1 protein-coding gene is annotated in these 3,368 nt (G+C 65.6%); it reads left to right on the top strand.

Translation table 11 applies throughout. The features are described 5' to 3' along the window. The coding region (locus A9513_RS24725; protein ID WP_141678505.1) for a VCBS domain-containing protein at window positions 1-3,368 on the top strand (3,368 nt) is incomplete at both ends.

The raw sequence follows: 3,368 nt of genomic DNA, 5'->3' as shown, positions 1-3,368 counted from the left end.
GACCAAGGACATCGTGGTCAAGTACATCGTCACCGACGAACACGGTGCGACCGATACACAGACCCTGACCATTACCGTCACCGGGACCAACGACGCGCCCATCGCCTACGCCGACACCGCCACCACTGAAGAGAACACCGTTCTCCAGGGCCAGGTTCCGGCCGCCACCGATGTCGACGGCACCATCGCCAGCTACCAGCTGACCAGCGATATCGCCCAGGGCAAAGGCTCGCTGACCTTCAACGCCGATGGCAGCTACACCTTCACCCCCGGTACCGCCTTCGATCACCTGGCCGCCGGCCAGAGCGAGAGCGTCACCTTCACCTACCAGGCGAAGGACAACAATGGCGCGCTGAGCGAYCCGCAGACCATCACCATCACCATYACCGGCACCAACGATGCACCTGTGGCCAGCGCCACCAGCGGCGCCGTGAAGGAAGACGCGCAGATCAGCGGCCARCTCGCCGCCACCGACGCCGACGATGGCGCCAARCTCACCTACACSCTGGACAAGACTGCCCCGGCCGGCTTCAGCGTCGATGCCGACGGCAAGTGGTCCTTCGATGCCAGCGTCAGCGAATACCAGCACCTGAAAGCSGGKGCCACCCAGACCATCCAGGTGCCGTTCACCGTCACCGATGARCACGGCGCCACCAGCTCCAGCAGCCTGACCATCACCATCACCGGCACCAACGATGCGCCGGTGGCCCAGGCTGCCAGCGCAGCGGGCACYGAAGACAASCTCAGCTTCGGCAAACTGGTCGCCACCGACGTGGACGAYGGCGCCAAGCTCAGCTTCAGCCTCAACGACAAGGCRCCGGCCGGCTTCACCCTGCTCAAGGACGGCACCTGGGCCTTCAACGGCCTGAACCCGGCCTACCAGAGCCTCGCCGCYGGCGAGACCAAGGTCCTGTCGATCGACTACACCGTCACCGACGAACAYGGCGCCACCAGCACCAACACCCTGACCCTGACCGTTACCGGCACCAACGACACGCCGATCGCCCTGCCCTCGCTGACCTTCGTCCGCGAAGACGCGCAGATCAGCGGCGAGCTCAAGGCCATCGACGTCGACAACGGCGCCCAGCTGACCTTCAGCCTSAACCAGGCCGCCCCGGCCGGCCTGACCCTGGGCAGCGACGGCAAGTGGAGCTTCGACGCCAGCGATGCCGCCTACCAGCACCTGAARGCYGGTGCGGTGCAGGTCATCAACGTKCCCTACACCGTCACCGACGAACACGGCGCGAGCACCCAGAGTTYCCTGGTGATCACCGTCACCGGCACCAACGATGCTCCGCGCGCTGATGCYGCYACCGCTGCGGCAGTGGAAGACCAGGYCAGCAAGGGCCAGCTCACCGCCACCGACGTGGACGATGGCGCCAAGCTGAGCTTCAGCGTCTCCGGCAACCCGCCGGCCGGCTTCACCCTGAAGACCGACGGCAGCTGGACCTTCGACGGCAAGAACCCGGCCTACCAGTCCCTCGCCGAAGGCGAGACCAAGGACATCGTGGTCAAGTACATCGTCACCGACGAGCACGGTGCGACCGATACCCAGACCCTGACCATCACCGTCACCGGGACCAACGACCCGGCCGTCATCGGCGGCGTGGCCAGCGTGAGCGTCAATGAGACCGATGCACCGATTACCACCGGCGGCCAACTGACTGTCACCGACGTCGACGGCGCGGCCAGCTTCCAGGCCCAGAGCAACGTCGCCGGCCTGCACGGCACCTTCAACCTCGGCACCGACGGCACCTGGACCTACACCGCCAACAGCGCMTACAACGAGCTGRRYGTCGGCGACAAGCTCACCGACACCTTCACCGTGAAGGCCGCCGACGGCACCAGCAGCACCGTGACCGTCACCATCAACGGCACCAACGATGCWCCGGTCGCCTCGGCCGATGTCGCCAGCACMGAAGAGAACACYGTGCTCAACGGTCAGGTTCCGGCCGCCAGCGATGTCGACGGCACCGTCGTCAGCTACCAGCTGGCCACCGACGTGGCGCAAGGCAAAGGCACGCTGACCTTCAATGCCAACGGCAGCTACACCTTCAATCCGGGTACCGCCTTCGACCACCTGGCCGCTGGCGCCAGCGAGAACGTCACCTTCACCTACCAGGCGAAGGACAACAACGGCGCCCTGAGCGACCCGCAGACCATCACCATCACCGTGACCGGCACCAACGACAAGCCGGTGGCCTTCGCCGATGCCCAGACCACCGAGGAGAACACCGTTCTCGATGGCCAGGTTCCGGTCGCCACCGATGTCGATGGCACCATCGMGGGTTATCAACTGGCCACCGACGTGGCACAGGGCAAAGGTTCGCTGACCTTCAACAGCGATGGCAGCTACACCTTCAATCCGGGCAGCGACTTCGACCACCTGGCCGCCGGCCAGAGCGAGAACGTTACCTTCACCTACCAGGCGAAGGACAACAACGGCGCCCTGAGCGACCCGCAGACCATCACCATTACCGTCACCGGCACCAATGACGCGGCGGTGATCACCGGCCAGACCAGCGGCAGCGCCAACGAGACCGACGCCCCGGTCACCCTCGGSGGCAAGCTCGATGTCACCGACRTCGACGGCCCGGCCAGCTTCCAGGCSCAGAGCAACGTCGCCGGCCTGCAYGGCACCTTCAACCTCGGCACCGACGGYACCTGGACCTATGTCGCCAACTCKGCCTTCAACGAACTGAAAGTCGGCGATCAACTCACCGACACCTTCACCGTGAAGGCCGCCGACGGCACCAGCGCCAGCGTCACCGTSACCATCAACGGCACCAACGACAAGCCGGTGGCCTTCGCCGATACCCAGACCACCGAAGAGAACACCGTTCTSCACGGCCAGGTTCCGGTCGCCACCGACATCGACGGCACCATTGCCAGCTACCAACTGGCCACCGGCATCGCCCAGGGCAAAGGCAACCTCACCTTCAACAGTGACGGCAGCTACACCTTCACCCCCGGYACCGCGTTCGACCACCTGGCCGYCGGCCAGAGCGAGAACRTCACCTTCACCTACCAGGCGAAGGACAACAACGGYGCGCTGAGCGACCCGCAGACCGTCACCATCACCGTTACCGGCAGCAACGACGCGGCCATCATTGGCGGGCAGACCAGCGGCAGCGCAAACGAAACCGATGCCCCGGTCACCATCGGCGGCAAGCTCGACATCAGCGACGTCGACGGCCCAGCCAGCTTCCAGCCCCAGGCCAGCACCGCCGGCAGCTATGGCACGTTCAGCCTGGCTGCCGATGGCACCTGGAGCTTCGTCGCCAACTCCGCCTTCAACGAACTGAAAGTCGGCGACAAGCTCACCGAGACCTTCACCGTGAAGGCCGCCGACGGCACCAGCGCCAGCG

This window comes from Pseudomonas sp. AU12215 (assembly GCF_001675465.2).
Taxonomy (GTDB): domain Bacteria; phylum Pseudomonadota; class Gammaproteobacteria; order Pseudomonadales; family Pseudomonadaceae; genus Pseudomonas; species Pseudomonas nitroreducens.
This window is presented reverse-complemented; position numbering and strand designations above follow the sequence as displayed.